The sequence below is a fragment of the Methylobacterium sp. J-092 genome (genome assembly GCF_022829325.1).
GTDB lineage: Bacteria > Pseudomonadota > Alphaproteobacteria > Rhizobiales > Beijerinckiaceae > Methylobacterium.
Genome location: NZ_JAKSXU010000206.1, coordinates 1 through 26,368, shown reverse-complemented (window position 1 = coordinate 26,368; position 26,368 = coordinate 1). Strand labels below are relative to the sequence as shown.

The 26,368-nt window shown below is 64.4% G+C and carries 17 protein-coding genes, 1 tRNA gene and 2 pseudogenes; 12 read left to right on the top strand and 8 right to left on the bottom strand.

The genetic code is table 11. The features are described 5' to 3' along the window. Nucleotides 1–58 precede the first annotated feature (58 nt). Together MKK60_RS25910 and MKK60_RS25905 are read left to right on the top strand one after the other, a co-directional pair. The gene (locus MKK60_RS25910) at nucleotides 59–685 is read left to right on the top strand and encodes an alpha/beta hydrolase (RefSeq protein WP_243989033.1); all 627 of its coding nucleotides are present in this window, start codon (nucleotides 59–61) and stop codon (nucleotides 683–685) included. A gap of 153 nt (nucleotides 686–838) precedes the next feature. Further along, nucleotides 839–1,213: a hypothetical protein gene (locus MKK60_RS25905; protein ID WP_243989032.1), complete on the top strand. Its 375-nt coding sequence runs from the start codon at nucleotides 839–841 to the stop codon at nucleotides 1,211–1,213. Nucleotides 1,214–1,279: 66 nt separating this feature from the next. On the opposite strand, the gene MKK60_RS25900 is transcribed toward MKK60_RS25905, so the two are convergent. Then, on the bottom strand, nucleotides 1,280–1,618 hold the full coding sequence (locus tag MKK60_RS25900; RefSeq protein WP_243989031.1) for a hypothetical protein: 339 nt from the start codon (nucleotides 1,616–1,618) through the stop codon (nucleotides 1,280–1,282). Nucleotides 1,619–1,874: 256 nt separating this feature from the next. On the opposite strand from MKK60_RS25900, the gene MKK60_RS25895 reads away from it, so the two are divergent. Both MKK60_RS25895 and MKK60_RS25890 read left to right on the top strand, forming a co-directional pair. Beyond that, entirely contained in the window at nucleotides 1,875–2,042 is a 168-nt protein-coding gene (locus tag MKK60_RS25895; RefSeq protein ID WP_243989030.1) for a hypothetical protein, read from the top strand. 121 nt (nucleotides 2,043–2,163) lie between these two features. Next, on the top strand, nucleotides 2,164–2,361 hold the full coding sequence (locus MKK60_RS25890) for a DNA-binding protein (protein WP_243989029.1): 198 nt from the start codon (nucleotides 2,164–2,166) through the stop codon (nucleotides 2,359–2,361). Between the two features lie 156 nt (nucleotides 2,362–2,517). On the opposite strand, the gene MKK60_RS25885 is transcribed toward MKK60_RS25890, so the two are convergent. After that, entirely contained in the window at nucleotides 2,518–3,144 is a 627-nt protein-coding gene (locus MKK60_RS25885; RefSeq protein WP_243989028.1) for a hypothetical protein, read from the bottom strand. A gap of 239 nt (nucleotides 3,145–3,383) precedes the next feature. Here MKK60_RS25885 and MKK60_RS25880 point away from each other — a divergent pair, with 239 nt between their 5' ends. From MKK60_RS25880 to MKK60_RS25860, 5 genes are all read left to right on the top strand, one after another. After that, nucleotides 3,384–3,620 carry a hypothetical protein gene (locus MKK60_RS25880; RefSeq protein WP_243989027.1) on the top strand — a complete coding sequence of 79 codons (237 nt, stop codon included), beginning with the start codon at nucleotides 3,384–3,386 and terminating at the stop codon, nucleotides 3,618–3,620. Continuing rightward, a complete protein-coding gene (locus MKK60_RS25875) occupies nucleotides 3,617–3,811 on the top strand; it encodes a hypothetical protein (RefSeq protein ID WP_243989026.1) in 195 nt (64 codons plus the stop codon). Before MKK60_RS25880 ends, MKK60_RS25875 begins: the two co-directional genes overlap by 4 nt. A gap of 254 nt (nucleotides 3,812–4,065) precedes the next feature. Next, complete coding sequence (locus tag MKK60_RS25870) at nucleotides 4,066–4,554, top strand: ATP-binding protein (protein WP_243989025.1); 489 nt, start codon at nucleotides 4,066–4,068, stop codon at nucleotides 4,552–4,554. A gap of 35 nt (nucleotides 4,555–4,589) precedes the next feature. Next, the gene (locus MKK60_RS25865) at nucleotides 4,590–5,987 is read left to right on the top strand and encodes a hypothetical protein (protein WP_243989024.1); all 1,398 of its coding nucleotides are present in this window, start codon (nucleotides 4,590–4,592) and stop codon (nucleotides 5,985–5,987) included. 53 nt (nucleotides 5,988–6,040) lie between these two features. After that, a complete protein-coding gene (locus MKK60_RS25860; protein ID WP_243989023.1) occupies nucleotides 6,041–6,661 on the top strand; it encodes an ATP-binding protein in 621 nt (206 codons plus the stop codon). A gap of 853 nt (nucleotides 6,662–7,514) precedes the next feature. On the opposite strand, the pseudogene MKK60_RS25855 reads toward MKK60_RS25860, so the two are convergent. From MKK60_RS25855 to MKK60_RS25840, 4 genes and pseudogenes are all read right to left on the bottom strand, one after another. Then, nucleotides 7,515–8,453: pseudogene (locus MKK60_RS25855) on the bottom strand (IS481 family transposase). 647 nt (nucleotides 8,454–9,100) lie between these two features. Next, nucleotides 9,101–13,165: a hypothetical protein gene (locus MKK60_RS25850; protein WP_243989022.1), complete on the bottom strand. Its 4,065-nt coding sequence runs from the start codon at nucleotides 13,163–13,165 to the stop codon at nucleotides 9,101–9,103. 782 nt (nucleotides 13,166–13,947) lie between these two features. Next, nucleotides 13,948–14,903, bottom strand: a protein-coding gene (locus MKK60_RS25845) for an IS630 family transposase (RefSeq protein ID WP_243989021.1) whose coding sequence is annotated in 2 segments (ribosomal slippage) — nucleotides 13,948–14,552 and nucleotides 14,552–14,903 — 957 coding nt in all. Because the reading frame shifts where the segments join, the coding sequence is not laid out codon by codon here. 170 nt (nucleotides 14,904–15,073) lie between these two features. Further along, nucleotides 15,074–19,132 carry a hypothetical protein gene (locus MKK60_RS25840; protein ID WP_243989020.1) on the bottom strand — a complete coding sequence of 1,353 codons (4,059 nt, stop codon included), beginning with the start codon at nucleotides 19,130–19,132 and terminating at the stop codon, nucleotides 15,074–15,076. Between the two features lie 1,297 nt (nucleotides 19,133–20,429). Between MKK60_RS25840 and MKK60_RS25835 the strand changes: the two are divergent. Then, nucleotides 20,430–21,554, top strand: a pseudogene (locus tag MKK60_RS25835) (recombinase family protein); the annotation flags it as partial. Between the two features lie 513 nt (nucleotides 21,555–22,067). Here the strand turns inward: MKK60_RS25835 and MKK60_RS25830 are convergent. Then, nucleotides 22,068–22,142, bottom strand: a tRNA-Glu gene (locus tag MKK60_RS25830). Between the two features lie 242 nt (nucleotides 22,143–22,384). On the opposite strand from MKK60_RS25830, the gene rlmB reads away from it, so the two are divergent. Further along, a complete protein-coding gene (gene rlmB, locus MKK60_RS25825; RefSeq protein ID WP_243989019.1) occupies nucleotides 22,385–23,314 on the top strand; it encodes a 23S rRNA (guanosine(2251)-2'-O)-methyltransferase RlmB in 930 nt (309 codons plus the stop codon). A 50-nt stretch (nucleotides 23,315–23,364) separates the two neighbouring features. On the opposite strand, the gene purD is transcribed toward rlmB, so the two are convergent. Further along, nucleotides 23,365–24,645 carry a phosphoribosylamine--glycine ligase gene (purD, locus tag MKK60_RS25820; protein WP_147841946.1) on the bottom strand — a complete coding sequence of 427 codons (1,281 nt, stop codon included), beginning with the start codon at nucleotides 24,643–24,645 and terminating at the stop codon, nucleotides 23,365–23,367. Nucleotides 24,646–24,776: 131 nt separating this feature from the next. Here purD and xseA point away from each other — a divergent pair. Continuing rightward, nucleotides 24,777–26,368, top strand: a 1,592-nt coding sequence (gene xseA / locus MKK60_RS25815) for an exodeoxyribonuclease VII large subunit (RefSeq protein ID WP_243989018.1), incomplete at its 3' end; no start/stop codon positions are given.

The window sequence follows — 26,368 nt, the reverse complement described above, 5'->3', positions numbered from 1 at the left end:
CCCGCTCCGCGCGAATGCGGGGCGGGATCGTCCTGCCCCACGCTTTGGGAGCCCGAACATGCCCAACCCCGATCTCGGCTTCGTCCACCGCTTCGAGCCGGGCCGCGCCCCCGTCCCGCCCCTCCTCCTCCTGCACGGCACCGGCGGCGACGAGACCGACCTGCTGCCCCTCGGTCGCATGGTCGCTCCCGGCGCGGCCCTGCTGTCGCCGCGCGGGCCGGTCCTCGAGAACGGCATGCCGCGCTTCTTCCGCCGGCTGTCCGAGGGCGTGTTCGATGCTGCGGACGTGCGGCGCCGGGCGGCCGACCTCGCCGGGTTCGTCGCCGCGGCGCGGGCGCGCTACGGGCTTCCGGCGCCGTGGGCGCTCGGCTTCTCGAACGGGGCCAACATCGCCGCCGCGATGCTGCTGCTGCACCCCGAGGCGCTGGCGGGCGCCGTGCTGCTCCGGGCGATGATGCCGCTGTCCGACCCCGCGCCGGCGGACCTCTCGGGCCGGCCGGTGCTGATGCTCTCGGGCGCGGCCGACCCGATCGTCCCGGGCGACAACGCGGCAGGGCTGGCCGCGCTGCTCGCCGCGGCGGGCGCCCGCGTCGAGTACGCGGTCCTCCCGGGCGGCCACGGCCTGTCGCAGGCCGACGTCACCCGGATCGAGGCCTGGATGACGCGCGAGGCGCCCCTGCCCTGACGCTCGGGCCGGGCGCGTTGCGCCCGCCCAGGGCCATCCCGTCGTCAGGCTCCGCCTTAGGTCGGCGCCTGCATGACGGCGCGTCGGGGTGTAGGGAGGGAACGCGCGTGCGCTGAAACCGTCGGTGCAGCGTACAAGGATCGGAACAACCCCATGGACGCCGAGCTCGCCTCCAGCCTGCGACGGGCCACCGCCGCCGCCCGGCGCCACGCCGAGAAGTTCGTCGGCCCTGCCGGTGCGGACGCCCTCCCGTGGTCGATGGTCGATGCCTTCGATGCCGAGATCCGCGGCTCGGTCGAGCGCGACCGGCGGATCGAGGACGAGCGCGACCGCGTGCTGATCGCCGCGGTGAAGCTCGCCGACACCCGGCCGGAGGACGGGGCCGAGGCGATCGAGGCGGCCCGCGATCACCTGGTGGCGGCGATCGACTACTTGGAGCAGGCGGTGCTGCGGTTCGGCGTCGTCAACCGCGCCGGCGCGAAGCGCGGCTTCGGCTCGGCCGGCCAGCCGGTGACCGCGAGGACGTGACGTCGCCGCCGAAGCCGGGGTCGCGCCGAAATCCTTTCGGGCATCCTCGGCAGGCGCGAAGCGCCGTCAGCCCTCGCCGCCGCCCGCCAGGTGAAGCCTCGGCTTGAAGGGCGGCTTGCTGCCGGGGGCGTCGCCTCCGGACACCGCGTTGCGGGCATCGGCCACGGTCGCCTTCGCGGTCTCGATGGCGATGCCGACGGCGGCCATGGTCCGCATCTCCGGCGCGCGCTCGCGGGCGTAGCGGACCACGTCCGTCGCGAGCCGGTCGATCTCGCTGTTCAGGGCCTCGATGGCGGCCGGGTCGCGCAGCGTCGGGGCCTCGTCGATGATCGCCAGCAGCCGATCCGTCACCTCGTCGATCCGTTCGCGGCGCAGGCCGGCCAACCGCTGGCGGAGCCAGGCCACGGCCGAGAACAGGCCGCCGGCCAGGGCCGCCAGCAGGTAGAGGGTGTCGCCGAGCCTCTGTGGCGGCTCCGGTGCAGTGCCAGCACCGGAGCCGCGTCGACCATCGGTCCACTGGATACATGTCTCGGGCCGATCCGACCGCGACGACAGGTGATAGTTCGGCGTCCGGCCAGCCAGCCGTGGGAGTCGAGATCCCTGAGGCCGACCTTTACGAGAAGCGGAGGACGCCATCCCGGATCGCGAGGCGAGGCGCGCGTTGGTCGAGGCGACCGCGCCGGGCTGGCGCGATGTCCGCTCGCCGCCCGAGAGCGTGCGTCAGCGGTTTCCCTCGTTCGCGATACCGATCGGCCGTCTGGCGGATCTCGACCGCCGCGACCTGATCGAGCTCGTCTGGCTGTTCCCGAAGAAGCACCAACAGCTCTAATTATACAATGTTTAACAATGACTTAGCTGCCTTCTGGCGGCTTTTTCGTGCGGCGACGGCTAGCAACCTGATCCAAGCAATATCAATGACTTGAGATAGTCTGACGGCACCTGGACGCGACATGGCGACGACAAGGCCGCAACAAGAAGGCGAGGCGATGGTGCGCACCGATGACGACCTTAACGCACGAGATTTGCTCTACGGAATGCCGACCATCGCAGCCCATCTCGGTTTAAAAGTGCCCCAGGCTCGGCGCCTGTCGGACAAGGGCACCTTCCCGACGTTCAAGATCGGCAAGCTGACCTGCGCTCGGCGATAAACACTGAACGCTTGGCTCGCCGGGCGTGAGGCAGAAGCCCGGAAGGCGGCCGGCGCATGATCGAGGCCTACACGCCTCAAGGGGGGGCATCGGCTGTCCGTGACGAGGCCTGCCGGGGCAGGCAACGACCCATGATCGGGCCGACCTTCGGCAAGCTCAGTCGTCGGTCTTGTCTGGCGGGCTGATGAGGCGGGCAATCTGCGCCTCAAGCCGCTCGGTCTTCTCTCCGAACGCGATCGCGTAGCTTTCGCCTCCGGGCGATCGGATGAGCGAAGCGAGGTTTGTGAAGCCCTGGTGAAGCTGTTGCAGGTCTCGAAGGTGAGGCCGGATCGCAGCGCCATCGACCTTCACGAGACGGCCGGCGAAATCACCTGATCCGACGATCCACCGAACTAGTAAGCGCTCGGGGCCAAATCGAATCATCGGGTTATGCGCCCATTCGTTCCGCGCTCTCGAAAGTATCGTCGCGCGTTCAAGTAAGATCCTCAACGCCTCTTTCTGGACGCCCTCCAATTTGCCCTCGAAGGACGTTCGAACGAGCGCTATTCTTCTGCTCAGGCCAGACGTATCTCTATAGAACTCCTTGCGCCTCTGAACTTCGCTGCCTGGATTTGCAAGCAAATACAGCAGAAACATATCGACTTCGATGTACGCCGTCCAAGCCATGAACTCGCCAAGCAAGGTCAGTTCGGCTTCGGGGATTTCAGCGATCGGATCGATTAGCAGTTCGATCGGCGGCACATCGCCGAACTCATCCAAGTGCTCGCTGTCGTCGCCGCTCATGCCGTTCCAATCACGGTCTTCGGTAGGCTGCGTCGAGCGGGTCGGCTTTACACCAAGGGTATGGGGCCGCCCATGGCCCTGTGGGTGGAACCCACACGGTTGCTCGACGCAACCCGTGCCGACCATCGGCGCAACTCGCGCGACTGGCAAGCACCCCAGCGAATGGCGCGACGCCGGCCCGGCCACTGATCCTAGAACGCACCGGGCGGCGTGCGCGCTGCTCCGCCGAGGAACCCGCCATGACGACGCTCGTCTCGAAGCTCCACGTCGGCTGCGTGAACGGCAAGCCGCTGCGGCTCTACCGTTCCCCGATCGCCGGCACGCAGCTGCCCTGGCACGCCTGGAACGACCTTCAGGCCTGCATGAACCTTTCGGAGGACATGCGGGCCTACCTCCACCGCTGCCTGATGACGGACTGGTCGTGGAGCGCTTCAGGTACTTCGAGACCCATGCCGAGTTCGGCGAGATCAAGGTGACGATCGCCCGCACCGACGATGCCGAACGGCCCGTGGCGCTGATCCTAGACGGCCTTGGCTACGGCGTCGGCTTCGAAGTGCTTGGTCGGTTCGAGGCGAACGAGATTGGCGATGCGTCCTGCCGCCTGATGGCGAAGGCCGTAACCCTCACGCTGATCCATGTCCTCGTCGACGAAAGAGCCGGGGCCTGACCACACCGAGCAGGGAGATAGCCATGGGTCGCCTCAGGAACCTAGGCCCCCGCGTCGTCACCCTCGACACTCGCATCAGTCGAGCGCCACCCGTTGTAGGTAAGCCATCTCGATCGACAGAGCAGAGCTACGACGATCGGCGCAGGCGAGAAAGCGCAACGAAGGACCTATACGGCCTCGGACGATGGAAGGCTCTGCGGGAGGATCAGCTTCGGCGAGAGCCACTGTGCCGGATGTGTGAGGAAGAAGGTCGGGTGACGCCTGCTTCGGTCTGCGATCACATTGAGCCGCACCGCGGGGACGTGGACCGTTTCTGGGCTGGTCCGTTCCAGTCTGTGTGCGCGACCTGTCACAACCGGCATAAGCAGCGCCAGGAGCGCCAGGACGGCGGCGGGACAGACCTGACGGCGGAGTACGCCGAGCGGCGCATGCCAACCCACCTGAAGCCTTCTCGCATCCCCTTGACCATCGTCTGCGGTCCACCGGGATCCGGGAAGTCCACCTACATCCGCGAGCGCATCGAGCCTCGCGACATCCTCATCGACCTCGACGCGATCATGTCGGGTCTCTCTGGTCTACCCGAGCACCACACCTCGGCCAGGATTAGTATGCCTTCGCTCGAACGGGAGCGGAGCAGGGAAGCTTGGGATTGCCCAGCGGCCGAGGCAGGTTTGAGCCAACCGCGCGACATTGAGGCTCCACAGAGTCAATCGCTTCACCTAAAACTGCCGCTGAGGAAATAAGCGTAGAAGCCTGATGCCCCTGGGTGAGAGCCGCAATGGCAACCGATACTGACATCAAACTTCGTAGCGCCCTTGATGCAAATCAGCGCGACCGAGAGCAAATGTGTCGCGCGGTTCTGGCGCTCGACCGTCGGTATTCTGAGGTACGTCCGCGTCATCCCCATGGTGGCCCCGACGGTGGTAGGGACATCGAGGCCGTGCTTGATGGAGACCGCACCGCTTACGGCGCGGTAGGATTTAGTAATAGCGCCAATGATTCATCCGAACAAAAGACCAAAATTCGTTCTAAATTTAACTCCGACTTATCATCAGCACTTGGTGCCCACGCGAAATTGAAAGTGTTCGTGTTTTTGACGAACCTCCATTTCACGATGGGCGAGCAGAACGAAATGAAGGCGGAGGCGAAGAGAGCCGGGATAGAGCACTGTGACGTGCTTGATCGAGAGCGACTGCGGATCGAGCTTGATTCGCCCGCGGGATTCTTCATCCGATTCCAATACCTTGGCATACCCCTTTCGCCGGAAGAACAGGCCAGCTTCCTGTCGCGGTACGGCGACAAGCTCCAAGATGTGGTCGCGACTGGTTTTAATCGTATTGAAACAACTCTCAATCGCGTCCTCTTCCTGCAGGAGTCCACCGATATACTGGACGGCATCCACGTTAGAATTACTCTGACGGAACAATATTCTGCAGAAGAAATCGGCCACTTTCGTGCATGCTGGTTACTAACGCTGCGCAGCATTGTTCATAACATCTTTCAGATTATCGCCTCATCTTCTGACAAATCACACCGTTTCTCCGATGATAGGGCGGAATTTGCTCAGGATTTACCGGGGATCGGCAATGGAATTGCATCAGGACAATGGGAACAGCATCTCAAGTTGCCGTCGCCAGATCTTGAGGACGAGGGTGAGGACGGTGAGACGATTTCTGAAGATGCCGCTGACGATCCTGACGATGAGAAGTGGACCCCTGTCGGCTATGGCAGCGGGATCGGCTCAGACCCCGTATCGGACATCACTGTTTCTTACCGGCATGACAACGACTTGATCCGTTTCCAGCCCAGAATTCAATTGCGTGACTTAGACCGATGCATGTTTATGCCAATATTGAACAAAGCCTTGGCGCAAAAGGTTAGTTCGTTTGACGTCTATGCCAACGGCTATCATCTTTTGGCGTTGGGGCCATCCGACTTCCGCATTGATAATTCCTCGTTCAATTTTAGCCTTCCAGGCGAGTATTCACCTGAAGAGCTTTCGGATCCATGGGTCCGGATCAGACCGGCATCAGGGTCGTCTGCCTTCCACTTATACTTTTCGTCACGCACGCCGCGAAGAATGTTCGGTCACGAAGAAGTTGCTGGGCGTTCGGAGCAAGCTGCCGAACCAGCTAGTGAAGAGGCTCAGGGAATCGCAGCGTCGCCCGCCTCATAGTGAAGGTGCAGCACGACGTGCGTATGATCTGAGTGTGCGAGGCGAATGGGCTGGTGACGCCGGCAACGGTATGCGATCACGTCGAGCCCCACCGTGGCGACGTCGAGCGCTTCTGGGCTGGCCCATTCCAGTCTGTCTGCGCCCACTGCCACAACAGCCACAAACAGCGCCAGGAGCGCCAGGGCGGGGGCGATGGCATGGTCACGGCAGAGTACGCCGAGCGCCGTATGCCGACGGACCTCAAGCCCTCTCGCATTCCTCTGACCATAGTGTGCGGTCCGCCCGGGTCGGGTAAGTCCACCTACATCCGAGAACGCATCGGACTCCGCGATACGCTGATCGACCTCGATGCCATCATGTCGGGCCCGTCCGGGCTGCCCGAGCATCACACCTCGGCCGACTTCCTGACCGAAGCGCTGAGGGAGAGGAACAGGCGCCTGAGGGCCTTGGCCTACGACTATGATCACGAGCGGGCTTGGTTCATCGTAGGCGCCCCAGACCCCGGTGAGCGCATCCTATGGCGTGATCGGTTAGGCGGCGAACTCGTGACCCTTGCCGTGCCTTCAGCCGAGTGCCTACGCCGTATCGAAGCGGACCCGACAAGAGAGGGCCACCGTGATCGGATGATCCGGTCCGCACACGCATGGTGGGAGAAGAACAAACCGTCCGCTTAGACGCCGGGGTGGGGGGCACCTCGAAACTCTGGAAGTTCGCGGGCCGTCTACCGGTCTTGAAGCCATCCGCAGAATTTGTGCGCGCGGAAAAATCTTGCGCCAAATGGACGACGAATGCTGGAAGTCTTTGTGATCACTCAGGAAAAGCCCGGAGGTTTTTCGGTGCGTCGGGACGCTCTTGCGCTCCCGAATGCTGTAACCCATTGATAGTCTTGAGCTATCGCCCGAAGGTTTTGCACCGATGCCCCGCAATCCACCGCGCAAGCCGAAATCCAAGCCTGCCGGCGGCCGTCCGCGCACGGATCCCCTACCGGCTACCATTGTGCCGATCACGGATCCGCACGCGTCCATAGACCCCGGGCTAGTGGATCCGATCCGCATCCTTTCGGCCATCGCGAGTGATCGTGGCTTGCCGGCCGCCGCGCGCGTCGCTGCCGCTAAGGCGCTTCTGAAGGCCGGCGTGAACGGCGACACGGGAGGTGGCGATGGCGCCGTGCCCGGATCGCCCGAGGACGATCTCAACCGTCGCACGTTGGCCCTAATGGCACGCAGAGGGAAGCCGAACTGATGCACGCTGCCGACGATGACCGCATCCCCGTGATCGAGACGTATCGCGGCGTCGGTATCCGCGCTTTCCAGCCGCGATCCCGCATAATGGAGGTGGTCAAGCCCGCGATTGATGCGGTCTATGGACTCCGCGAAGGCACGGCCTTGCTCGCCTACGCACGCGAGCCGCGGCACCCGCCGGAGGCTCGGCTGTTCGCAGCCGCGCGCGTTGAGGCAATCTGGGATCTTGCCGCCGAGAATCGAGAGGTGCGACCGGAGGTCAAGCCGGAGCGAGCCCAAGTGCTCACTAGCTGTCGTTGCCCAGAAGGTTGTTCAGCCTTTGCCAGGGTGTCTGTCGGCTGAGGGCGGAGTGGGTTCGGCTGGTGTTGTAGTGGTCGATCCAGGGGCTCATGGCCTGTGTCCGCTCGGCGGATGAGGCGTAGGGCTCGGCGTAGATCCAGTCACGCAGCGAGGTCTGGATGAAGCGCTCGGCCTTGCCGTTGGTGCGCGGCGTGTAGGGCCGGGTCCGGACATGGCGCAGGCCGGCCTCGGCGAGCAGGTCGCGGAAGGCATGGCTGCGGTAGGCCGCGCCGTTGTCGCTCATCACGCGCTCGACGGTGACGCCATGTCGGGCAAAGAACGCCAGCGCCTCACTCATGAAGGTGATGGCGCTCTGCTTGGTCTCGTCGGGCAGGACGGCCGTGTAGGCGAGACGCGAGGCATCGTCGATGGCCACATGCAGGGCCTCCCAGCCGATGCCGCGCCGGCCGTCGCGCCGGTTGCCGGTGATGCGGTGACCGACGCCGTCGATCCGGCCGAGCTTCTTCGTGTCGATGTGGACGAGTTCGCCCGGCCTCTCGCGCTGATAGCGGATGACCGGCGGCCGAACGTCCAGCGCGCTCAGACGGCCGAGACCGAGACCGCGCAGGACCCGGCCGATGGTGGAGCGCGGGATGGTGAGGCGCTCGGCGATGGTCTGCCCCGTCAGCCGCGTGCGCCGCAGGGCCTCGACCTGCGTGCAGATCGCGGGCGTGACGCGCACCTTTGGCCGGAGGGGCGCCGAGCTTCTATCGCGAAGTGCCCCCGCGCCGCCCGCCCGAAAGCGGGCCAGCTACTTGTAGGCCGAGCGCTCGCTGAGGCCCGTAGCCTGCGCGGCCTCGGCCACGCGCCAGCCTTCGACCAGGATCCGGTTCACCAGAAGGGCTCGACCATGGACCGTCATGCGGGCATGCTGATGGGTGTTCATCCGGGGCGCTCGGTCAGGGTTGGTTGGCTTCGCAACCCCAGCCTCTCACCCCCGCCCCGGGTGAACAACCTTCATAGCTTCGACAACTAGCGGCCTCGAAAGCCTGAACTGGACCAGTCCCTGGCATTACAACTCGCTGCTCGAACCCGGGCCACAGCCGGGCGGGAGCCGTCCAGAACGCGACGCTGCCTCTCAAGAAGCCCTAGCAGGCCGTTGAAATAGTCGAAAAACGCCTCAGAAGATCGATGTGACCTACTGCAGGTAGGTGCCACCTGCCTGTTGCCGTACCAGATCTGGGTGCAAGCGCCGCCCGTCCGTACTTTTTTCAACACCCTGCGAGAGCAGGCTCAGACGGCCTGGCTGATCCGTGACCGGCAGCAAAGGCTAAGCGGTGCGTAGGAAGCGCGGCGATACTTTCAGCCGGTAGCTCGGAGTAACACCGTGAATGATGCACAGGCCACTACTTCGTGCGCCACGACCTGCAGACCGCGGTCAAGCAGAAGAATCTCACCCAGCCCAACTTCGCTCCTGAAGTGGCATCGCACGTCTCGCAGATCATGTAGGACGATCTGTGGCAGCGAAGCATAGGGATCGTTTATCTCGCTATTTAGGACCTGAACGCCGGCGGGCATTCGGCCTAGCCACTTTTACAGCTCTTTTTTTAGTTCGCGTTTTTTCCGTGGTCGGACAATTTTCTTGGGTAGTGGGTCCGAAACATCGAAAACAATCACTACAGTACGGATCCGAATATTATGCGGTAGATCGTCCAAAAGCATGCGTTCAAGTTCGTCGGCAATATTTGGCCCATTGCTACCATCCGGGCGAGAAGGTATTGGGCTAATTTCATTGCCGAACCAGAATACGAGATAAACGCCGAAGCCATCTGCACCAGAAGATGCAGTATACCCTTGCAGCTGTGTGCTGGCTGCCGTCCAGATGTCGGCGTGATAATGGCGCTTAGCTTCGATAGGCAAATTTTTTCCAGCGTGGCTGAGGACAAGAATGTCAGCACGAGTCTCATCCCCGCGACGAGCTTCTGGAATACTTGCTGCGATCTGGTAACGTGAAAGCTTGTCGCGCAACCGCTCAAGTATATGATCACGGCAATCGTTCTCAATAAGTGGGATCGTAACCTTCCCCCGATAATCCCTATTCCAAAATTGCCTCCAAGGCATGGTATCGCCTATTCGCAATTCTCGTCGGAGTTCTCTGAGCTCCTCCACAACAACCGCCTGTAGATCGGACGCGTTCACTGGAGGTCCGCCACCAACGCTCGCTCGAATTGCCGATGGCGTTGGGTGGCGAAAATTCCGATCCCTGAACTGCACAGCATGTTGGGCCCATGCATGACGCAATTCGCTCTGCCAAGCTTTTAAGCAAGGTTCATCAATTAGCCGCCCAAGAAGAAGACCGGCTTCTCTACTTGCATCACCCTCCAACGCCCTAATTGCCGCCCTTACAGTCGCACTACGACCTTCAAAACAAGAAAGTCCTGCATCCTCAATCTGATCAGCGGGCGTACAGAGAGTCCCAAAAAGTTTGACCATCGCCGCTTCACGATAAGTGGATGCTTTCGCATCTATTATATTCAAAGCTTCAACAAGATGTCTGTTTATTTCATGTTCGAGCCGTTGTGCTTCCTCATCGCTACCGAACTCTAGTAAAAAGGCTTGCTCTTCATAGCTCGGATTGATCGCAAAGGATACGTATCTCCAGATAATCCGCTGAGAACCTACTACCCGGTCATTGGCTAACGCCAACGTGGTCGTTAACCGAAACCAATCTAAGTCGGCCAGAGAAGCGATCGCACACAAGGCAGTTCGCAACGCCTCCGGTGGCAACCAAGGCCGTGTTGTCAGCAGCGATCCGAGCGCAATCCGAAGCGCCCCATCGCAAGGCGCGTCAATTGAAAGGTCGCTGATTAGGTCGAGGTCTGTCGCCCCAGCATCCTGTGCAGCTTCCCAATAGGCGACGAGATGCGTAGCACCTTCGTTTGCATCTTCATTGAGTCTTTTTACTGCCCATCGTGTAACATCTTCTCGCGCATTTCTATCATTAAGAAAATAAGACGATTTCAGAAATGATAACGCAGATATCAAAGGTATAAATCGAGACTGTAAGCCGCCCACTTCTGAACTAATTATGACAAGACCGGTCATGGCTGCTGTTTCTGCTGATTTCCTGCGATTGTGCGCCTTGGCGATACCAAGAGCTGCTACGCCAGCACTATTAAGTCCCGACGTTGCAAGGATCTTCCATCCTTCCACCGCAGCACTTGCGATTTCATTGCTCGTAAAATATGTCAGATTATCTATGTTTGTTCGGTTATCCCGTTCTGTATACCAGTATATCTCAGCGCACCGACTTAGGATGCTGGGGTAGCGACCCGCTCTAAGCTCGGAAATTAGCGGTTCCAGAATTGTTCGATTTCTCGACCTAGTCCGGTTCTCATCGAGCTTTTTACTCTCGTGCTGACTCCATCTTTGGATATCCCAAGGCTTTATTTCCGAGATCCGAACTCGCAGCAGGAGATCTTCAAATTCCTCATGCTGAGAAAGGTGATCATATATAAGCCAATAGGCCGTATCCACATTTTCTATTGCACGGGCGATTTCAGTAGCGATTGAAAGCGACCGATGCGAAGATGATTTGTTTTGATCAATTCTAGAAAGTTCGAATAAGTGCAATACCACTGCGCCAGATGGGGATCGGCCAGCGAGCGAACGGAATTTATTGCCTGCGACCCAAGGGCCATCCTGAGGTCCCAAGCTCGCTATGATTGCGTCAAAAAACGCGATCTCCCTTGAGGGATCGCGACCGAACGATTTGCAGATCGTGTCCTGCAGACTTTTTCCCGCCTGGGCCCAGCTATAATCCCAACGGCCGACGAGCCAGCGGTGAAGGCGATCACCGCTAAGTGTCGAGTCTGCCTTGATTGCGGCCTGCAGAGCGCTATCCAATAGACTGTCGACTTCATGCCGTCGCTTTCGATGCTCCATCTCCGGCCGCCAGTACGGGGCTGGAACATCAAACAAGTCACCTCGTGGCTCAATGTCCAACTTTTGAGAAAGTATGAAGAGGCGGCCGATAGTGTTGTCATCACCGCAGCGCTCATAATCGGCGATTACCATTTTCAGGTCAGCAAGAGGGAGTGCTGCTGTCGGAAGTTGGCCAGCGAGATACACCCGCAGTGCTTCGCGGGCGATGGATATCGGCTCGGCGGCTAGGGCGTCGAACAACTCGCGGCGTGCCAAATCAGCATCTGAAGCTCCGTTCAACCAAGCTTCGATTGCCCGGCGGCGGATCGACTCGCTACGTGCAGCATCGAGCGCTAGCGACCATAGCGTGGGTCGTAGAGATTCGATGGGCGTACCGCCCGTCAAAGCCTCCAAAACGGTGAAAGTGAGGTGCGTTCCGTCGCCTCTATTCTCAAGGATAGCCCTGAAATCCTCAACGAGATCCTCGCCAGCTAGTCCACTGACGGCGGTAACACCGACTTCTGTGGCGCGGAAATAGGGGTCGCGCCGGTCGAGGTTCGCCAGTAGTGCGCGACGACCGATATGGCCGAGCGCGGCGGCATCCCCGTAGGCAAGGACGGTCGCCGCATCGGCTTCGATAAGATGCATCGCCCGCGTCTCGTCTCCATTGCGCGCAAGATGCGCGGCGAACCAGGCGAACACCCCGCGCAGCTCGGTCGGAGGAGCTCCGTCGTCGGTCGCGACGAGTGCCAGAGCTCGCCGTAGAGGCAAGGCGGCGCGATCCGCCGAACCACGGATTGCGTCTGCGAGTGCACTCCCAGCGAGAAACTCAGCAAGCGTTTTGTGCATAGGCTCAAACGCCTCACCCTCACCACGGAAGAGAGCGGTGTCGAGCGTATCGCGAAGCAGATTTCGGTCGACTGCCAGATCATGCAACGTGACGTATGCGCGCCGATCTTGGTCCCGGGGTGGCTCATCATTCGAGCGCCACAAGGACTTGGCACCTGAAGCAACCATCAAGAGGCATGCTTGAGCAGCCGCTGAGATGATCGCCTGTCTAGAATGCCGAGGAATGGCAAGCCGCATGCGGTCGCGCTCAAAGGATAGCTGTTCGATAGCAGAGGTGAACAGATCGAAACGTGTTTCTGGCCACTCACCTTCTGCGACGGCCGCACGCAAAAGTTTTAGACTGAGAGGGCTCTCGGTGAACCCCTTTGCCCCGAAGTCTAGAGCGCGGTCTAAAAAAGCTTCCGGCTCTGCCTCACCTAATTCCGTTAGAACCGTGAGAGCCTCATCATAGTCAAGGGGCAGGAGTTGGGCGACGACGATCGGTGTTCCGCCCGTCGTGCTGTGGATTGCCTCGATATCAGCCTCTTTGCGCCAATCTTCAGATCGACACGTCAGGCGCCAACGATCAACTGGGCTGCGGGTAATCACTTCGGCGAGCTGGTAAATTTTATCGCCAGCTTGCCCGTCAATGCGGTATTCATCTAGCGCGTCGAGATAGAGGCCTGCGCTTACCTGAGGCCTACTGCCATTGAGAAGCGCGCGTACTCTCGTAACCGAAGCTCCATCCGCTGCAGCTTCAGCTTCGAGCACAGTGGATTTTCCAATGCCAGGCTCGCCGAGAAGAACAACGAAAGGAAATTTGCGCAGGTCGCTGACGCGTCTTATCGACCCATCATTACCAGCAACCTCGCTCAGCACAGCTACGCGTCGGTCAAGTGTCGGCATTACTTGATCCAGCCTAAAGACTGGCGATCCCGAGGCGAACGTTGTTTAAACAACGAGTGTCAGGAGCGCTTGGCCTTCAAGGCCTGTTCGACAAGCCGGCGGATGGCCTCGGACCGGGATGGCTTATCAGGCTGCGTCTCAGCCCACGCATCAATCCCATCTCGCAGGCCGTCAGACATACGAAACCCATACATCGGATCACGGCCGCCAGTAGGAGGGCGACCCCGCTTTTTTGGTTTAGCCATAATTGACGTAAGCATCTTTATGGTTTAGCCAAAAAATCGGGCCGGAGTAAGGCTGATACCCCTGCTCACGGCCCTGACCACGAAACGTCCGGAGCGAACCGTCACATGGCTACCACATATCCTAACACGGACAGCGATGTCCGTGAATGCTCTCGCTTGGCCTACAGGCAGGTAAGTTGGCCTCGGCCCATTATCGCACATGGCGGCCCGGTTTCCGCCGCCATCCTCGCCGGCAGGGGGGAAGCGATCGACTCCGAGCGCAGCCGGCTCAGTCGCCTTGCCAGCGGCATCAGCGCGACGCTGGAGGAGGATGGGGCACGCATCGACGCGTGCCTGGCCATCGTGGAGTTGGGAGCATGCGCATGACGACGACGAGCGGCCCGAACCGCAAGCCCATGCACTTCCCGCCTCCAGGCATCGTCTTGGACAGCACGAGCACCATCGTGCCGCCCACGACTCAGGATATCGTTCGCTTCGCTGCGGACGTGTGCCCGAAGGCTCTTCCCAAGTTCGTGTCGGGCCTAGAGCTGTTGTCGTTTAGGTTGGGTCATAAGCATCGTATCCGGCGGCGGCGATGTAGTTGCGGTATTCCGCTGGAGTGAAGGATGCGAAGGCCCGGGCGATGGCTGCCCAAAGGTCTGGGACGGTTCGGGCAGCGGCGGTGCGCAGCAGCGCCTTAAGCTTTGAGAAGGCCTGCTCGATCGGGTTGAAGTCGGGCGAGTAGGCCGGGAGGTAGAGGAGCCGCGCGCCGGCCGCCTCGATGGCTTGGCGCACGCCGACGACTTTGTGGGATTGCAGGTTGTCGAGGATGACGGTGTCACCCGGCTTCAGCACCGGGACCAGGGTGTCGGTGACGTAGGCGCGGAAGCGCGCGCCGTTGGTGGCCCCGTCGAACAGGGTGGTGGCGACCAAGCCGCTGGTGCGCAGGGCGGCGGTGACGGTGGTGGTCTTGTAATGACCCTGGGGCACGGGGAGCCGGCAGCGCTCGCCGCGTGGAGCCCGACCGTAGGTGCGGGCCATGTTCGTGACGGTCGCCGTCTCGTCGATGAAGACGACAGCATCGGGGTCGAGGTCGAGTTGACCCTTGAACCACGCCTCCCGCGCGGCTCTCACGTCCGGACGCTCCTGCTCGGCCGCGTAGACAGCCCCTTTTTACGGGTGATCCGATGCCGGGCGAAGAACCGCCACAGCCCGCTGACGCTCGTGCGGACACCCTGCTCGGCCAGGATATCACGCACCTCGTGCAGGAAGGCCTGCGGCTGCTCCCGATCGACCTGAAGGATCCGCTCCGCGTGCGCTTCGATGGCCGGTGCGGGTCGCTGCCCGCACGAGGGCCGGGGTGCGATCGCGCCCTCCGCCTGGAAGCGTTCATGCCAGCGGATCGCGCTGGATGGGCCGACCCCGAAACGCTTGGCCGCCTGTCGGCGCGAAGCTCCCGCCTCGATCGCCGCGATTACGCGTTCTCGCAGATCCATCGATAGCGCTGGCGGCATCCCGACCTCCTCGGAAAGCTCAACATCGAATCAGATCCGCAGACTGCCGGCTACCCCCAACGATTCAACCCAGCCGGACACGGCTCTAACCGTAGCGGAAGAACCATGGTCGGTTCGCCTCGTACTCGTCCCTGGTCGCCGCGGCATCCCCAGTTGCCCCGACACCCTTCTCATCCGCGAGGACCACCTTCTGCCGCGGGAGAGCCCTCGGATTCCGCCATCTCCTTGAGGTGCTCCGTGACCGCAGCCGGGATCGCGGTCGCCGCGGCGGCGCGAGCCGCCAGAGTCAACCTCGCGGCCGCCGCCGGCGTTCGTGCCGGTTGGCTAAGAATGTTTTCGATGGGAGGCGCCGACAGGGCTGGTGAGGCCAGTAGAAACCGGCCCTGAGTGACCAGATGCGACCAACCCTCGAAGATCCATGCAACGACGCGACCGCTGGTAAACTCTCGCAAGGACGTCCAACGGAGATGAAGCAGCAGCCAGAGCCCGCACCACAGAAGAGCCAACGGATTGCCGCGTAGGTCGGCCCGCATGGTGTAAATCGCGCTTGCAACCCCTTCGCAGTCGGAATTCGGAGAGTCGGTCCCACCGATCATACGACGAAACAGAGGATGCAGCATTTCAAGTTCCGCCGATTGCAGACCGGCCTCGGAGGCCGCGTCGACAGCCTCGAAGTCGCCCGACAACGCCGCGACGATCGCGAAGGTCAGGACGAAATCCTCAGCGGCTCTACGCGCATCTACCGGCTCCTCCGTGCCGAGCGTCGCCGACGGAATCGTCCCACGAAAGGGATCGCTCATTGCCTCGGGCGTTTCGGGGAAGGCGCCAGATCGCACGATTTCCGACGTCGCCACGTGCTGGAGGACGCGCGAGACGAAGCCTCGGGTGTCATGGCGCGTGATCGCCCGGCGGATCTGGCCGATCGACGAAGAAATCTCGACCGACAGGATCGGTTCGCCGATCAGATCGTCGCGGAAGCTTAAGTGGTAGCCGGTCGGCTCCGCCAGGGCCAGATCGGCCTCGGCGAGCAGATAGAAGGCGTAGTCGATATTCGCGACCGGATGCGACCTGATCGCCTCCATGGGATCCGGTTTGCTGCCGCAGCCTGCCGGATAAGCTACCTCCCGATCATCGGCATCGGCGATGCCCTTTACGGTGCGGAGGAACCACAGCACGCCGTTGCGAACAATCCGGTGACAGTATGATTCCGCGAGCGTGCCGTTCGGATCGATGGTCGGAAGGAGACGGACCGCTTCGCGGAACAGCCCGAGGGCCCTCCCGTGGGCACCCGCTCGGCAGGCAGCGTGCCCCATGTCGGCGAGAAGGCCGATCGCGTACGCATTCCCCAGTACGTGGGGGACCAGGACCGCGGCGGCATGCGCGCGTTCGAACCACCGCTCCGCGTCCAGCCAGTCCCCGAGGTCCGCGGCGCTAATTCCTGCCTCACGCGCGATGAAGAGACGCTCCAGTGGCTCCTGGCCTCCGGCCTCGGCGGCAGCTGCCAGGAGCGGCAGGGCAGCTGCGTGGTCGCGCTGCCGCCAATGTACGCGAGCCCGGGCACGCACGAGCGCAACGTCAGGACCGAACCGCCGAGCGGCATCGTCCAGGCAGGCGAGCGCTCTGTTCGGATCGTGGCCGTTCTCATCGAAGCACATCGCTCGGGCGATCGCGCAGCGAACCGCGAGGACCGCGTTGCCCCACGAAATGGCAACCGCCGCACATGCTTCGTAGTCGTTCGCCGCGGCCTCCCAATCGAACCCTGGTTCCCGCGACTCTTGGAGCCAGCCCTGGTTGACTAGGATCGACAGGTCGCTGCGCCCTGGCACGAAGGAACTCAGGCAGCGTTCTCGAAAGTCTGGTTGCTCGCGGTCGATCCTTTCCACGAGCGAGCGGAAGGCTGCGACCGAGACAATGCTTCGCATCTGACTGGCCAATAGAACGCCTGTCACGTCGGGCGGCGCTTCTGGTCGCTTCTGGTAGTCGCTGTTCGCGTCTGCCAGTCTCGTGTCCGACCTAGCGAGCGCATCCGCGCGGATCAGCATGTCGGGCCAATCCTGGAAGATCGACCCTGCTCGCTCATGCATGAGCACCTTCACAAGGACCGCACTCTCGAGCAGCTCCGAATTAGCGACGTCAGCGAGTTCCAGTTCCAATACGGTGAAGCACCGGCGCACCTCGTCGGGGGAACCCTCTGGTAGAAGCACCATGAGCTGCGCGAAGCGGAGCGTGGCCGACAAGCGAGGCTCGTCGGGTAGGATCGGCTCTGCGAAGGGAAAGCGCCGAAGTGTGCCGGTGAAAGGCGCGAGGATCCCAAGCATGTCCTCGCCGCAGGTGAGGATCGAATTCGCGAACGCGGCGATCAGGATGGCGTCTCCGCTGCCGAGCGCATGTCGGAGCGCCGGTTCCGCGTCGAGAACAGAAAGCGTGCGACGTCCCATAAGCCTTTCTGCGATGCAGTGATGGATCGCCCGGCATTCGGTCTGGGACAAGACTTCGTTGGCCGCGCCCTCCAGCAGCGGAGAAACGCGCAGCTTGTCGCGTCGCACCGGTTCGATCCAGGGGCCGACAAGGCGGTCGAGAACCATGCCGGCGAGGGGCACCTGCGGACTCAGCTCCCCGAGCGCCAAGCCCAGTGCCCGGTCGAAGCCACCTTCGACCAGGCTCATGCGCAAAAGGAGACGAGTCGATTCCACCGGCATCGCGATCATAAGCCGTTGTCGGGCGGCACGGCGTTCGCCAGCGAAGTCGCTACCCGACGCCCCGCCTAGCAGGGCGGCCAAGTCTGCTCTTCGCCATTCCGCCTGGACCAGTCGCTGAACGATGCCCATGGTGAGTTGCGGATGGCCGAACGACGCCGCGCGGTGGATCGAACCGGCGTATCTCGCCTCTCCCCCGGCGTCTACGACGAGGGTCGCGACTTCCTCCTCGGATAGGTACTGGACCTCGACTACCGGTACGCCACGCGGGGAGAGGGCATGGAGCGTCGACGAGGCTGGTGCCGAATAGGCGGTGACGATGCCGGTGACGTCTCGGCGCCGAAGTGCAACCAGAAGACGCGCCGTCATGTCCCTGACGCCGTGGTCCTCGACGCAGTTGAGGTCGTCGAGGATTAGTCCAGTCGGCGGGGAGACGGCCAGCTCGGCCAATATCAGCGATAGGCGCGCGGCGGTGTCGGCCGCGTTAAGGTCACGAAAATCAATGATCGACCACGCCCTACCTGTCCTCGCCGCGACGAGCTTGGCCGCCAGCGACTTCCCGAGACCAGTCGCCCCCACCACGAAGACGGCGCCGGACGATGCTCGCAGCTGGTCGATGGTCTCGACGAGCCTTGTCCGTGGCACGAGGGGTTCCGGGAGCGGCAGTTCATTGACGGGAAGAATCAGGGACGGGCGGAGGAAGCCTTCGGCGCCGGCCCTACCGCCGAAAGCCCTCGCGAGCTGGTCGACCGGCACGGACACCCTGCTCGCCTCGTCCACCAGCATAAGGAGATCCGCGCGGCGTAGCCGACGCGATTCCTTGGAAACGGCCGTCAAGAGGATTCTTTCCACAACAGTGGAGACCATGTTCCTCCCAACATGGCTCGACAGTCCCCGGTTCGTGCCAACGTATTCGACCAAGCCGGCGACGAGGTCGGCACGTACGTCCTGGAGCCCCGGCGCACCGCAATGCCAATGGATCCGCGCGAGGAAGCTTGTTGCGAACTCCTCGTCGGACATCGCAGCCAAGTGGGATTTTGTCCCGAGCGCGAGATGCATTCGATCGAGCAGCGCGCGCAAGGGGCCGACCTCGGCGCCAGCCGCGGCCCGCCGCCAATAGGCGAGCGCCGCTTCGTTCCCGATCCTGTCTTCGGCGCTCCGTTCGGTCCCGAGCACGGACGTCGTCAGGTAGTGCAGCGACACGATCCGGCCGGGATTTCGCGACACGAGGTCGACGAAGGCGTCGATGGCCGAACGCACGCCTGCGGAACGCAATGTAACCGCTCCGCTTGCAGCCGTGTCCTTCACCTGCGTACCGGCGAGGGCGTCGCGCGTGACGGTCGCGAAGTCTTCGGCGACCTCTAGGTACAGCAACTCGTTGTCGCCAAGCCCCAGCCAGGCCAAGGCGGAGGCGTAGATCTGATACCCGTAGCCTCGAAGCGCGGCGACCGCCTGCCGGCTCTCGTCGCCCCTTGGGGCCTGAACGTTTTGGCCTGCTGCGCCGATCTCCATGGACCACAGGTAGCACGGCATAGGGCGCGCCGTCAGAGACCGAAGAATTTAAGTCCAAGGAATGTCCCGGTAGCGCATGCAGGTGTCCGGCTAAGGGGCGCTTGAGCGGACTTTGACCGCCATCGCAAAAAGGGGCTTTCGCACCTAATTTTCCGCGACAAACCACTGCTGGGACATTGGCTTCGGACTACACGACAGAGCACGATGACGCTCATAAAACGAGAACTAGCCCATGTCGCTTCTAACATATGCCAAGCCTTGCCGGAGCCAGGGGTCAATGTCCACTTTCAGAACAATGCTGAATTTGTCTAAACGACAACATTAGCGCGAGGCCGAAGGTCTGCTTTCTAGCCGAGAGGCGAGGTCCGGTATTGGCGCTATGCGGACCTGCTGCACATCCTAGCCAGTTGTGGAATGCTTCGGACGCAGCGTTGACCAGGGTCCAATCTGATGGTCCACTCCCCAGGTCCGATACCGCTTAAGACGGGTGATCGAGGGCCTAACCCTTTGATGTCGTACCCCTCCGGTTTTGGCTGACAATCCTGGCTGCCAACCCACATACATTGTGGAATCTCAGAGTGCTGGCCGCCTGCACTGAGCTGCCCGGTCGCGCCAAAGCTCCTCGAAACTCCACCGCTCAGCCGATGCGGTCTGCGTAAGGCTCAATCGACCGCTTGCGCTTACTCAAGTTTCGAGGAATCTTAGCCGTACACGGCGGTTCGTTTTTTGGCGGACGCGTCGTGTCGCGCCGGGGAAGGTGAAGAAACTGACCCACGCTGGCCGGCGGCCAGCCCTGGATGCGTAGGCTGCCGGTCGGCGTGGGACCTCACGTGCTTCGTGGTGTATCGACCCTCCGCTCCGCCGGTGGCGCGTACCCCAGGTGCGTCGACGCCGGCACGGATGACATCGGGCGCGGTAGCCGGCGCCGAGACATCGCTGAAGTCCCCGGCCGCCGGAGCACCTGTCAAAGGTCGGGGAGCCCACTTCGGCACCGATGCGACCGCGCCGCTGTCCCCTCAGCGCAAACGCGGACGTGCGCCCAAACGCGATCCTGATCCGCCTCAGGTCGTGAATGATCTCCCGCGCCCGGTGCCGGTCACACGGGCCGAGCTCGACGTGATCGAGACCTTCCTCGGTGACGCGATCACCGCGCTTCTGCGCGACTTGACGCGATGACGCTCGCACTCCCCCCGGCCCTTCCTGCCGAAGCCCCGCCTGCCCAAAGCGTGGCGACAGGCCTGTGGATCATGGCGCATCCCGGCTTTGCCTGGCTCCGCCGCCGACTCACCCTGCCGCAGCCGTCTGCGAGGTTCGAACCATGAAACTGATCAAGCGCTCGAACCGTCCGCTGCCCGCGCGCGACGGACAACTGCGCGCCTGCGTCTACCTGCGCGTCTCGACGGGCCGGCAGGCCGAGAGCGATCTCTCCATCCCCGATCAGCGCAAATCGGTACAAGCTTACTGTGCCGCCCACGGCTGGCCCGTGATCGCCGAGCATGTCGAACCCGGAGCCTCCGCCCTCGCCGATAACCGTCCCGCCTTCCAGACCATGATTGCTCGAGCCGAGGACGGCGACCGCCCCTACGACGTCATCGTGGTGCACTCCCTCTCCCGCTTCTTCCGCGATGCGTTAGGGATGGAGATATATGTGCGCCGCCTCGCCAAGGTCGGGGTGCGGCTCGTCTCGATCACCCAGGAACTCGGCGACGAACCCGCTGCCGAGATGATGCGCCAGATGTTCGCGCTCTTCGACGAGTACAGCAGCCACGAGAACAGCAAGCACGTCCAGCGCGCGATGAACGAGAACGCGCGTCAGGGCTTCTACAACGGCTCCAAGCTGCCGCTTGGCTACACGCTTGAGGAGGTCGAGCGGCGCGGCAGCCGGATGAAGAAGCGGGCGATCGTCGACCCGGTCGAGGCCGAGACGGTCCGGTTGATCTTTCGGCTCTACCGGCATGGCAACGGGCAGTCGGGTCCGCTCGGGGTGAAAGCGATCTGCTGCTATCTGAACGAGCGAGGCTACCGCACGCGTGCCGGTGCACGATTCGGCGTGGCTACGATCCACCGCATCCTGACGAACCGGATCTACGTCGGCGAGTGGAGCTTCAACAAGTACTGCTCGAAGACGCTGCAGGAAAAGCCGAAGGCGGAGCACATCGCCGTCGCGGTGCCGCCGATCATCGCGCATGACGTGTTCGAGGCGGTGCAGACGACGCTGAAGGCGCACAATCCGCGTGTTACGCCGCCGCGGGTGGTGACGGGTCCGATCCTGCTCACTGGACTTGCGACGTGCACAAGCTGCGGCGGCGCGATGACAATGCGGACCGGGACCTCGAAATCAAAGAAGGTGCACACCTACTACAGCTGCTCGACGAAGGCGCGTCAGGGTGCGACGGGCTGCTCGGGCCGCTCGATCCGAATGGCTACGCTCGATACGCTCGTCACCGACCACCTCGTGGCCGAACTGCTGCAGCCCGAGCGTTTGCGGGCGACTTTGGCATCGCTCTGGGCGCTCAGAGCCGAGCGTGCGGCGGAGGTCGACGGTCGCGTGGCTGCGCTGCGCAGCGAACTCACGCTGGCGGAGGAGAAGCTGCGGCGGCTTTACCGGCTCGTGGAAAACGGTGAGGACGAGCCGGACGACCTCCTGCAGGAGCGGCTCTCCACTTTGCGGGCGGAACGGGATCTGGCGAAGGCTGCGCTTGGCCGGATCCGTGATACCAGCCCGGGCTCTGCCGAGATCAGCCCTGAAGCGATCGCTCGATTCGGGCGCTTGATGCGCGAGCACGTGACGTCGGGCGAGATCCCGTTTCGAAAGGCGTGGCTTCAGGCGATCGTCGACCGGGTGGAGGTCGGAGCGGACGTGATCCGCATCGTCGGCGACAAGGAGGGCCTGGAAACTGCCATGACTGGATCCGGTGGCACAGACGTACCCGGTGTTCGCAGTTTTGTACGCAAATGGCGCGCCCTGCGGGAGTCGAACCCGCCTCTTCAGCGTGAAAGGCTGACGTCCTAACCGATAGACGAAGGGCGCTGGCGCTGGGCCGAGGTTTCTATAGTCGGGCCACGGGCGGAGGGCAACGGGCGGATCGCGGCTTGTGCGGCGGCGGCGGGCGCGGGCGCGGGCCGGTTTGTCGCGGATGGGGCGGGATGGCGGCGCCGGGCGGGTGCGGCAACTTCGCCCCGGCCGTGCTAACGCTGCCGCTTCGCGCGCCTTGGCGGGGCGCTGTTTTCCTGCGCGGTCGCGCGCAGCACGGGTCTGGAATGGTTGGGCGGATGGCGAGCGAGAGCGACGACGGCGGCGACGGCGGGCGGCCGACCGGGTCCGAGGTGCGAAAGCCCGGCTTCGGCAAGGCCGATCATGGCAAGCCAGGGTATGGGAAGCCCGGCTTCGGCAAGCCGAGCCACGGCAAGCCGGGTTACGGCAAGCCCGGCTTCGGAAAACCCGGCTTCGGCAAGCCCGCCTACGGTCAGCGGCCGCGGCCGGCCGGGCCGCAGCCGGCGCACGAGGGCGCCGCGGTGATCTACGGGTTCCACCCGGTGGTGCAGGCGATGGGCAATGCCGAGCGGATCCTGCACCGGCTGCTCGCCACCGAGAACGGCGCCGCGCGCCTCGTGGAGGAGCTGGGCACCCTGCGGATCGAGCCCGAGCTGGTGCGGCCGTCCGACATCAACCGGCTGCTCGGGGCGGATGCGGTGCACCAGGGCCTTTACCTCGAGGCGGAACCCCTCGCCTCGCCCGGCCTCGACGCGCTGCCGGCCGACGCGCTGCTGCTGGCGCTCGACCAGATCACCGATCCGCACAATGTCGGGGCGATCGTGCGCACCGCCGCGGCCTTCGGCGTCACCGGCATCGTCACGACCGCGCGCCATGCGCCGGGCGCCACCGGCGTGCTGGCGAAATCCGCCTCCGGCGGCCTGGAGCACGTGCCGTTCCTGGTGGTGCGCAACCTCGCCGAGGCGCTGATCGCCCTCGGCGCGCAGGGCTTCACCCGCATCGGCCTCGATTCCGACGCCGAGACCGGCCTCGACACGCTGACCCCGACGCGGCCGGCGGTGATCGTGCTCGGCGCCGAGGGCAAGGGGCTGCGCGAGCGCACCCGCGCCTGCTGCGACGTGCTCGCCAAGATCCCGTTCACCGGCGAGATCCGCAGCCTCAACGTCTCGAACGCCGCCGCGATCGCCCTCTACGCCCTCGGCCGTTAGTTTGCGATCTGGCGACGCGGGACACACCCGCCTCGCCCGGTCGCAAACGGTCAGATGCCGTGGCCGGCGACCTCGCGGGCGACGGCGCGCCGGCCGATGTCGCGGCGACAGAACCCTTCCGGCCAGTCGATCCGGGCGACCGCCGCGTAGGCGCGGGCCTGCGCCTCCAGCACGCTGTCGCCGAGCGCGGTGACCGCCAGCACCCGGCCGCCGTCGGCGAGGATGGCCTCGCCCTCGGCCCGGGTCCCGGCCTGGAACACCAGGGCGCCGTCGCGCTCGGCATCGGCGATGCCGCGGATCGTCGAGCCGCGCACCACCGTGCCGGGATAGCCGGCCGCCGCCATCACCACGGTCAGCGCCGCGCGCGAGGCGTCGAATTCCAGGCAGACGCCGGTGAGGTCGCCGTCGCAGGCCGAGAGCAGCGCCGGCACGAGGTCGGAGGCGAGCCGCGGCATCAGCACCTGCGCCTCCGGGTCGCCGAAGCGGGTGTTGTACTCGATGAGCTTGGGGCCGTCCGCGGTCAGCATCAGGCCGGCATAGAGGATGCCGGTGAACGGCGTGCCGCGCGCGCGCATGCCGTCGAGCGTCGGCTGGATGATCGTCTCCATCACGGTCCGCTCGATCGCCGGCGTGACGATGCCCGCCGGCGAATACGCGCCCATGCCGCCGGTGTTGGGACCGCGGTCGCCGTCGAAGACCCGCTTGTGGTCCTGCGCCGTGCCCATCGGAATCGCCCGCGTGCCGTCGCACAGGGCGAAGAAGCTCGCCTCTTCGCCGAACAGGCATTCCTCGATCACGACTTCCGCGCCCGCCTCCGCGAACAGCGCCCGCAGCGCGCCCTCGGCCTGCTCCACCGTCTCGGCGACGGTGACGCCCTTGCCGGCGGCGAGCCCGTCGGCCTTCACCACGATCGGGGCGCCCGCGGCGCGCACGTGCGCGAGGGCGGGATCGAGCGCGGCGAAGCGGCCGTAGCCCGCCGTCGGGATGCCGCGCTCGGTGCACAGCTCCTTGGTGAAGCCCTTCGAGCCTTCGAGCTGCGCGGCGGCCTTCGTCGGGCCGAAGGCGCGGATGCCGGCCCGCGTCAGGTCGTCCACGAGGCCGGCGACCAGCGGCGCCTCGGGCCCGATCACGACGAGGCCGATGCGCTCGGCCTCGCAGAAGCTGCGGACCGCGCCATGGTCGGCGACGTTCAGCTCCGGCCGGTTCTCGCCGTGCTGCGCGGTGCCGGGATTGCCCGGCGCCGTGAGCAGCCGGGTGCAGAGCGGGCTTTTCGCGAGGGCATAGGCGAGGGCGTGCTCGCGGCCGCCGTTGCCGATGAGAAGGATGTTCATGCGATCAGGATGTTCCCGAAATCCGGGAGCGGGGAAAGGGCCGTTTCGCACGAAGGCGGGCGTCGTGCACCGGATCCACCGTCGCGCGGCGGCCTTTGACCTCGGCGCCGCGTCCGCATAGCACTCTCGCCATGGCCCTCGTCCCGCCCCCCGCCCCCCGCAGGTCGCCGCCGGCCGCGGACGTCCCGCCCGCGGCCGTGCTGGTCGCCAACCAGCCGGAATGGTCGGTGGGCGACCTCGCCTCGGCGCTCAAGCGTACCCTGGAGGACGCGTTCGGCCACGTGCGGCTGCGCGGCGAGATCTCGGGCTTCCGCGGGCAGCACGGCTCGGGGCACGCCTACTTCTCGCTCAAGGACGGCAACGCCCGCATCGACGCGGTGGTGTGGAAGGGCACCTTCAATCGCCTGCGGCAGAAGCCGCAGGAGGGGCTCGAGGTCGTCGCCACCGGCAAGATCACGACGTTTCCCGGCAAGTCCTCGTACCAGATCGTCATCGAGAGCCTCGAGCCGGCCGGCATCGGCGCCTGGATGGCGCTGCTGGAGGAGCGCAAGCGCGCGCTGGCGGCCGAGGGTCTGTTCGCGGCCGAGCACAAGCGGGCGATCCCGTTCCTGCCGCAGGTCGTCGGCGTGGTGACCTCGCCGACCGGCGCGGTGATCCGCGACATCCTGCACCGGCTGGAAGACCGGTTCCCGCGCCCCGTGCTGGTCTGGCCGGTGCGCGTGCAGGGCGACGGCGCGGCCGACGAGATCGCCGCCGCCATCCGCGGCTTCAACGCGCTGCCGGCCGGCGGCGCGATCCCGCGGCCGGACGTGCTGATCGTCGCCCGCGGCGGCGGCTCGATCGAGGACCTGTGGGCGTTCAACGAGGAGGCGGTGGTGCGCGCCGCCTTCGAGAGCCGGATCCCGCTGATCTCGGCAGTCGGGCACGAGACCGACACCACGCTGATCGACTTCGTCTCCGACCGGCGCGCGCCGACGCCGACCGGCGCCGCCGAGATGGCGGTGCCGGTGCGGGGCGATCTGCTGGTCACCCTCGACGACCTGACCCGCCGCCGCCGCGGCGCGGTGGAGCGCAAGCTCGACCGACTCGGCGCGGATTTCCGCTCGGCGCTGCGGGCGATGCCCGGTGCCGACGCGTTCCTGGCGGCCAAGCGCCAGCGGCTCGACCTCGCCGAGGCCCGGCTCGCGCCGGCGCTCGCGGGCAACGCCCGCGCCTTCCGCGAGCGGTTCTCGCGCCTGCTCGACCGGCTCGTGCGGCATCCGCCGGAACTGGTTCTGGCCCGGGCGCGGGCGCGGCTCGCGGCGATCGACCATCGGCCGCGCCAGGCGCTCGCCAACCACGCGACCCGCAAGGGCGACGCGCTCGCCGCGCTGAGCCACCGGCTGGTTGTCGCGCGGACGACGACGCTGCGCCGGGCCGAGACCGAGACCGCCCGGTCGCGCGAGCGGCTGGCCGCGTCGCACGCGCGGATGGTGCAGGCCGGGGCCGGGCTGATCGAGCGCCGCAGCGCCCGACTCGAACGGGCCGGCGGCCTCCTCGGCAGCCTCGGCTACCGCGCCGTGCTCGCCCGCGGCTACGTGCTGGTCCGCGACGGCGCGGGCGCGGCGCTGCGCTCCGGCCTCGGATTGCCGGCGGGCACGCCCGTGACGCTGCAGTTCGCCGACGGGCTCGTGGCGGCCAGGACCGAGGGGGAAGCGGCCGCACCCGCGCCGGAGGGCGCCCC

Excerpts from the sequence above, each read along its gene's own strand:
- MKK60_RS25880 (WP_243989027.1), top strand. The coding sequence starts at position 3,384 with ATGACGACGCTCGTCTCGAAGCTCCACGTCGGCTGCGTGAACGGCAAG.
- MKK60_RS25885 (WP_243989028.1), bottom strand. The coding sequence starts at position 3,144 with ATGAGCGGCGACGACAGCGAGCACTTGGATGAGTTCGGCGATGTGCCG.
- purD (WP_147841946.1), bottom strand. The coding sequence starts at position 24,645 with ATGAACATCCTTCTCATCGGCAACGGCGGCCGCGAGCACGCCCTCGCC.
- MKK60_RS25840 (WP_243989020.1), bottom strand. The coding sequence starts at position 19,132 with ATGCCGTGCTACCTGTGGTCCATGGAGATCGGCGCAGCAGGCCAAAAC.
- MKK60_RS25865 (WP_243989024.1), top strand. The coding sequence starts at position 4,590 with ATGGCAACCGATACTGACATCAAACTTCGTAGCGCCCTTGATGCAAAT.
- rlmB (WP_243989019.1), top strand. The coding sequence starts at position 22,385 with ATGGCGAGCGAGAGCGACGACGGCGGCGACGGCGGGCGGCCGACCGGG.
- MKK60_RS25890 (WP_243989029.1), top strand. The coding sequence starts at position 2,164 with ATGGCGACGACAAGGCCGCAACAAGAAGGCGAGGCGATGGTGCGCACC.
- MKK60_RS25850 (WP_243989022.1), bottom strand. The coding sequence starts at position 13,165 with ATGCCGACACTTGACCGACGCGTAGCTGTGCTGAGCGAGGTTGCTGGT.
- MKK60_RS25905 (WP_243989032.1), top strand. The coding sequence starts at position 839 with ATGGACGCCGAGCTCGCCTCCAGCCTGCGACGGGCCACCGCCGCCGCC.
- MKK60_RS25910 (WP_243989033.1), top strand. The coding sequence starts at position 59 with ATGCCCAACCCCGATCTCGGCTTCGTCCACCGCTTCGAGCCGGGCCGC.